A 6,371-nucleotide genomic window follows, 5' to 3' on the forward strand; every position below is an offset into this window, starting at 1 on the left:
CTGCAGCGCTGGTCTGCAGCCACTTCGCTGAAGAACCCGAATTTAAGGAACCGTACACAATGGCTATCGAGATCAAAGCCCCAACATTCCCGGAATCGGTTGCTGACGGCACCGTTGCTACCTGGCACAAAAAGCCGGGCGACGCCGTAAAGCGCGACGACCTGATCGTCGACATCGAAACCGATAAAGTTGTTATGGAAGTGCTGGCCGAGGCCGACGGCGTTCTGGCTGAAATCGTCAAGAACGAAGGCGACACCGTGCTCAGCGGCGAACTGCTGGGCAAGCTGGGTGACGCCGGTTCGGCTGCTGCTGCTGCTGCTCCGGCCGCCGCCGCTGCTCCTGCTGCCACCGCTGCCGCCGCTCCGGCTGCTGCACCGGCCGCCAGTGCTGAACTGATCCTCGCGCCAGCTGCTCGTAAGCTGGCTGAAGAGAACGGCATCGACGTCAACACCATCACCGCCAGCGGTAAAGGCGGTCGCGTGACTAAAGAAGACGTAGTGGCTGCCATCGAAGCGAAGAAATCCGCTCCGGCTGCTGCTCCGGCTGCCAAAGCGGCTGCACCTGCTGCCGCTGCCGCTCCGGTATTCGCTGCTGGCGACCGCGTCGAAAAACGCGTACCGATGACCCGTCTGCGGGCCAAGGTTGCCGAGCGTCTGGTTGAAGCTCAGTCGACCATGGCGATGCTGACCACCTTCAACGAAGTGGACATGACCGAAGTCATGGCCCTGCGTAGCAAGTACAAAGACCTGTTCGAGAAGACCCACAACGGCGTACGCCTGGGCTTTATGTCGTTCTTCGTTAAGGCTTCGGTTGAGGCGTTGAAGCGCTTCCCAGCGGTCAACGCTTCGATTGATGGCACCGACATCGTGTACCACGGCTACCAGGATATCGGCGTTGCCGTGTCGAGCGACCGTGGTCTGGTGGTTCCGGTTCTGCGTAACGCCGAGCTGATGAGCCTGGCCGAAGTAGAAGGCGGCATCGCCACCTTTGGTAAGAAGGCCAAAGAGGGCAAGCTGTCCATCGACGAGATGACTGGCGGCACCTTCACCATCACCAATGGCGGTACGTTCGGTTCGATGATGTCGACCCCAATCGTTAACCCGCCGCAGGCCGCTATCCTCGGCATGCACAACATTCTGCAGCGCCCGATGGCCGTTAACGGTCAAGTTGTCATCCGTCCGATGATGTACTTGGCCCTGTCCTACGACCACCGTCTGATCGATGGTAAAGAAGCAGTTAGCTTCCTCGTCACCATCAAGAACCTGCTGGAAGACCCGGCTCGTCTGCTGCTGGATATCTGATCCGCTGGATATTTGCTCTGTGGTTTGATCACGGCGGCCCCCACAAGGGGCCGTCCGGTTTCATCCGAAAAGGAATGAGTTATGACGCAAAAATTTGACGTGGTAGTCATCGGTGCTGGCCCAGGGGGCTACGTAGCCGCTATCAAGGCCGCTCAACTGGGCTTGAAAACTGCCTGTGTCGAGAAGTATCAGGGCAAGGAGGGCAAAACTGCCCTGGGTGGTACCTGCCTGAACGTCGGTTGCATTCCGTCCAAGGCGCTGCTGGACAGCTCCTACAAGTATCACGAGGCCCACGAAGGCTTCGCTATTCACGGTATCACCGCGCCAAACGTCACCATCGACGTCAAGGCCATGGTTGCCCGTAAAGACGGCATCGTTAAAAACCTGACTGGCGGCGTTGCCACCTTGTTCAAGGCCAACGGTGTGACCCTGCTCGAAGGCCACGGCAAGCTGCTGGCTAACAAGCAAGTAGAAGTTACCGGCCTCGACGGCAAAGCCGTTGTGTACGAAGCCGACAACGTAATTCTGGCCTCCGGCTCGCGCCCTGTGGACATTCCACCGGCCCCGGTTGACCAAGACGTGATCGTCGACTCCACCGGCGCGCTGGACTTCCAAGCCGTACCGAAAACCCTCGGCGTGATTGGCGCTGGCGTGATCGGTCTGGAATTGGGTTCGGTCTGGGCTCGTCTGGGTTCGGAAGTGACCGTGCTCGAAGCGCTGGACAAGTTCCTGCCAGCTGCTGACGAAGCGGTTTCCAAAGAAGCGCTGAAGATCCTCACCAAGCAGGGTCTGAAAATCAAACTGGGCGCCCGCGTTACCGGTTCCTCGGTGAAGAAAAAGCAAGTCACCGTGACCTACACCGACGCCGAAGGCGAACAGAAGCAAGTGTTCGACAAGCTGATCGTGGCTGTAGGCCGTCGCCCAGTGACCACCGAACTGTTGGCCTCCGACAGCGGTGTGACCCTGGACGAGCGTGGCTACATCTTTGTTGACGACCATTGCACCACCAGCGTTCCGGGCGTTTACGCCATCGGTGACGTGGTGCGTGGCACGATGCTCGCGCACAAAGCCTCGGAAGAGGGCGTGATGGTTGCCGAGCGTATCGCCGGTCACAAAGCGCAAATGAACTACGACCTGATCCCATCGGTTATCTACACCCATCCGGAAATCGCATGGGTGGGTAAAACCGAACAGGCGCTCAAGGCTGAAGGCGTTGCAGTTAACGTCGGCACCTTCCCGTTCGCTGCCAGTGGCCGTGCCATGGCTGCCAACGACACCGCAGGTTTCGTCAAAGTCATCGCTGATGCCAAGACCGACCGCGTATTGGGCGTGCATGTAATCGGCCCAGCTGCGGCTGAGCTGGTGCAACAAGGTGCAATCGGCATGGAGTTCGGCACCAGTGCCGAAGACCTGGGCATGATGGTGTTCTCGCACCCAACCATGTCCGAAGCGCTGCACGAAGCGGCCTTGGCAGTGAATGGCGGCGCCATCCACATCGCCAACCGCAAGAAGCGTTAATAGCGACAACAAGAACCACGCCGGGCTGCCCGTCGTGCGTCTTCACCACGAAGGCGTACCGCGGAATGCCCAGGCGGACTGTTTCTCGAAAACGGTCACAGGTGGCGCGGCAATTATCACGCAGCGTCGAATGCGCAATACCTAACGAAGACGGTAGACAAGCATGAATCTTCACGAGTATCAGGGTAAGCAACTGTTTGCTGAGTACGGCCTGCCCGTATCCAAAGGCTTTGCAGTAAACACCCCAGAAGCGGCCGCTGAGGCCTGCGACAAAATCGGTGGCACTGAGTGGGTTGTTAAAGCCCAAGTTCACGCCGGTGGTCGCGGTAAAGCCGGTGGTGTGAAACTGGTCAAGAGCAAGGAAGAGGCCAAGGCCTTCGCCGCTCAGTGGCTGGGCAAGCGTCTGGTGACCTACCAGACCGACGCCAACGGTCAGCCGGTTAACCAGATTCTGGTTGAATCGTGCACCGATATCGCCAAAGAGCTGTACCTGGGCGCCGTAGTTGACCGCTCCAGCCGTCGTATCGTGTTCATGGCCTCCACCGAAGGCGGCGTGGACATCGAGAAGATCGCTCACGACACCCCTGAGAAAATTCTCAAAGCCACTATCGATCCGTTGGTAGGTGCACAGCCGTACCAAGGTCGCGACCTGGCCTTCCAACTGGGCCTGCAAGGCGACCAGATCAAGCAGTTCACCCACATCTTCGTTGGCCTGGCCAAACTGTTCCAGGACTATGACCTGGCACTGCTGGAAGTGAACCCGCTGGTTATCAAAGCTGACGGCAACCTGCACTGCCTCGACGCCAAGATCAACATCGACGCCAACGCCATGTACCGCCAGCCAAAACTGCGCGCTATGCATGACCCGTCGCAAGACGATCCGCGCGAAGCCCACGCTGCCAAGTTCGAACTGAACTACGTAGCCCTGGAAGGCAACATCGGTTGCATGGTCAACGGCGCTGGCCTGGCCATGGGCACCATGGACATCGTTAACCTGCACGGCGGCAAACCAGCCAACTTCCTCGACGTAGGTGGCGGTGCAACCAAAGAGCGCGTAACCGAAGCGTTCAAAATCATTCTGTCCGATACCAACGTTGCAGCTGTTCTGGTGAACATCTTCGGCGGCATCGTTCGTTGCGACATGATTGCCGAAGGCATCATCGGCGCAGTGAAAGAAGTGGGCGTGAAAATCCCGGTGGTTGTGCGCCTTGAAGGCAACAACGCTGAACTGGGCGCCAAGGTACTGGCAGAAAGCGGCCTGAACATCATCGCGGCAACCAGCCTGACCGACGCTGCTCAGCAAGTCGTCAAAGCTGCGGAGGGCAAGTAATGAGCGTCCTGATCAATAAAGACACCAAAGTTATCTGCCAGGGCTTCACCGGCTCGCAGGGTACTTTCCACTCCGAACAAGCCATTGCCTACGGCACCAAAATGGTTGGCGGCGTGACTCCGGGCAAAGGCGGCACCACTCACCTGGGCCTGCCAGTGTTCAACACTGTGAAAGAAGCCGTAGAGCAAACTGGCGCTACCGCCAGCGTGATCTACGTTCCGGCTCCTTTCTGCAAAGACTCGATCCTGGAAGCGGCTTTCGGCGGCATCAAGCTGATCGTCTGCATCACCGAAGGCATCGCCACCATCGACATGCTGGAAGCCAAGGTTAAGTGCGACGAATTGGGCGTACGCCTGATCGGCCCTAACTGCCCAGGCGTGATCACCCCCGGCGAATGCAAGATCGGCATCATGCCTGGTCACATTCACCTGCCAGGCAAAGTCGGCATCGTTTCGCGTTCCGGCACCCTGACTTACGAAGCTGTTAAGCAGACCACTGACGCCGGTTTCGGTCAGTCCACCTGCGTCGGCATCGGCGGTGACCCGATCCCAGGCTCCAACTTCATCGACATCCTGAAGCTGTTCCAGGAAGACCCGAAAACTGAAGCCATCGTTATGATCGGCGAAATCGGTGGTTCGGCTGAAGAAGAAGCTGCTGCTTACATCAAAGCCAACGTGACCAAGCCAGTGGTGTCCTACATCGCTGGTGTGACTGCCCCTCCAGGCAAGCGCATGGGCCACGCCGGCGCCATCATTTCTGGTGGTAAAGGTACTGCTGACGAGAAATTCGCAGCCCTGCAAGACGCCGGTGTTAAAACCGTACGTTCGCTGGCTGACATCGGCAAAGCTTTGGCTGAGCTGACCGGCTGGACCGCTAAAAACGCGTAAGCGTTAACGGCAATAAAAGGCCACCTTCGGGTGGTCTTTTTTTTGTCCGAAGTTTTTCGCCCCCAGGTGTCTAACCGTAGGGTGTGCTGTGTGTTCAGCCGGGAGACATGGGTAACACCTGTCGGGAGACATGGGTAACGGGTTGATGATCATGTCGTCCGTTGCCTGATGTCTATCTGGCGCAGGGTTTTGCGGATGAAAACCACATCGTAAATACCCTCTTCCGTAGTTGGACGGATGGCCACGCGTTCTCCAGCAAGCCCACCGCCAACGAAGACGTTCAGCCCTTTGAAGCTGATTTGTCCCATCTGCCTGACTTTTACTACTCGATCTCCAGGGTCGTATTCAACATCGGGCAGTTGCTCTGGGTAACTACGCAGACTGGGCTGGTAGTGTTTTATTGGCGGGCGCTGGTCCAACGCCTCATGCGGGCGGTCGTGGTTGTACTGCTCTCGCCATTGGCTCATGACCTGCTGGCAGTGTTCCAAATCGCTAAACGAGCGGTGCAGCAGCTCGCGTTTCAGCGTCTGATGGAAGCGCTCCAATTTGCCCTGGGTCTGAGGGTGATAAGGTCGGCTGTGGCTCATGTCGATGCCCAGACGCATCATCCAGACCTCCAGCGTCGACAGCCCGCCCGCGATGTTAGAGCCCCAGGGCGGGCCGTTGTCGGCGGTGATCCGCCGCGGCAAACCATAACGGCGAAACACCTCGATCAGGAGCGGCTTAACCAGCTCCAACCGCTCTCCCTCGCAGGCTTGCAGGCAGAGCGAGAAGCGCGAGTGATCGTCCAGTAACGTCAACGGATGGCAGCGGGCTGAGCGCCTGTCGTTGAGGTGGAAGTGACCTTTGAAATCCATCTGCCAGAGGTCATTCGGCTGTGGGTGTTCAAATCGGTGCGTGGCCGGCGCTTGGGCCTGACCATTGTGGTAAAGCACTTGGCAACCATGGCGCTTGAGAATCGCGTCAATGGTGCTGTGGTGAGGTCGCCCGCTCTCGGTATCTAACAAGCTACGCAGTTTGCGGGCGCCCCAATAAGGGAAGCGCTCATGCAACTGCACCACCGCCGACTCCAGTTGCTCAGTGCTACGAGCCGGGCTGTGCAGAGGGCGCCGAGACTGGTCCTGCAGCCCTGCATCACCCAACTCGCGGTGACGTTCCAGCCACTTATAGCCGGTCTTCGGACTAACCCCATAGCGCCGACAGAGCTCCCGTATGTTGCTCTGGGGCTGCTCTGCCAACTGAACAAACTCGCGTCTAATCGACATAGTGCTTCGCTCCGACCATGGCATCACTCGATCTCCCGATTCGAAGGATTGCCTAAGCCTAAATGCGTTA

At 58.3% G+C, this 6,371-nt stretch carries 5 protein-coding genes; 4 read left to right on the forward strand and 1 reads right to left on the reverse strand.

The features are described from left to right. Nucleotides 1–59: 59 nt before the first annotated feature. From odhB to sucD, 4 genes are all read left to right on the forward strand, one after another. Nucleotides 60–1,301 (forward strand): 2-oxoglutarate dehydrogenase complex dihydrolipoyllysine-residue succinyltransferase, encoded by a 1,242-nt coding sequence (gene odhB / locus AAAB16_RS00410; protein ID WP_340661550.1) that lies wholly within the window; start codon nt 60–62, stop codon nt 1,299–1,301. Between the two features lie 81 nt (nt 1,302–1,382). Beyond that, nucleotides 1,383–2,819, forward strand: coding sequence for a dihydrolipoyl dehydrogenase (lpdA, locus tag AAAB16_RS00415; protein WP_340661548.1), 1,437 nt, complete (start codon nt 1,383–1,385; stop codon nt 2,817–2,819). Between the two features lie 163 nt (nt 2,820–2,982). Continuing rightward, nucleotides 2,983–4,149: an ADP-forming succinate--CoA ligase subunit beta gene (gene sucC, locus AAAB16_RS00420; protein WP_108097304.1), complete on the forward strand. Its 1,167-nt coding sequence runs from the start codon at nt 2,983–2,985 to the stop codon at nt 4,147–4,149. Continuing rightward, on the forward strand, nt 4,149–5,036 hold the full coding sequence (gene sucD / locus AAAB16_RS00425; RefSeq protein ID WP_340661549.1) for a succinate--CoA ligase subunit alpha: 888 nt from the start codon (nt 4,149–4,151) through the stop codon (nt 5,034–5,036). Before sucC ends, sucD begins: the two co-directional genes overlap by 1 nt. A 149-nt stretch (nt 5,037–5,185) precedes the next feature. Here sucD and AAAB16_RS00430 read toward each other — a convergent pair whose 3' ends face one another. After that, entirely contained in the window at nt 5,186–6,325 is a 1,140-nt protein-coding gene (locus AAAB16_RS00430) for an IS481 family transposase (RefSeq protein WP_340661551.1), read from the reverse strand. Nucleotides 6,326–6,371 lie beyond the last annotated feature (46 nt).

The sequence above is a fragment of the Pseudomonas sp. genome (assembly GCF_037994325.1).
GTDB lineage: Bacteria > Pseudomonadota > Gammaproteobacteria > Pseudomonadales > Pseudomonadaceae > Aquipseudomonas.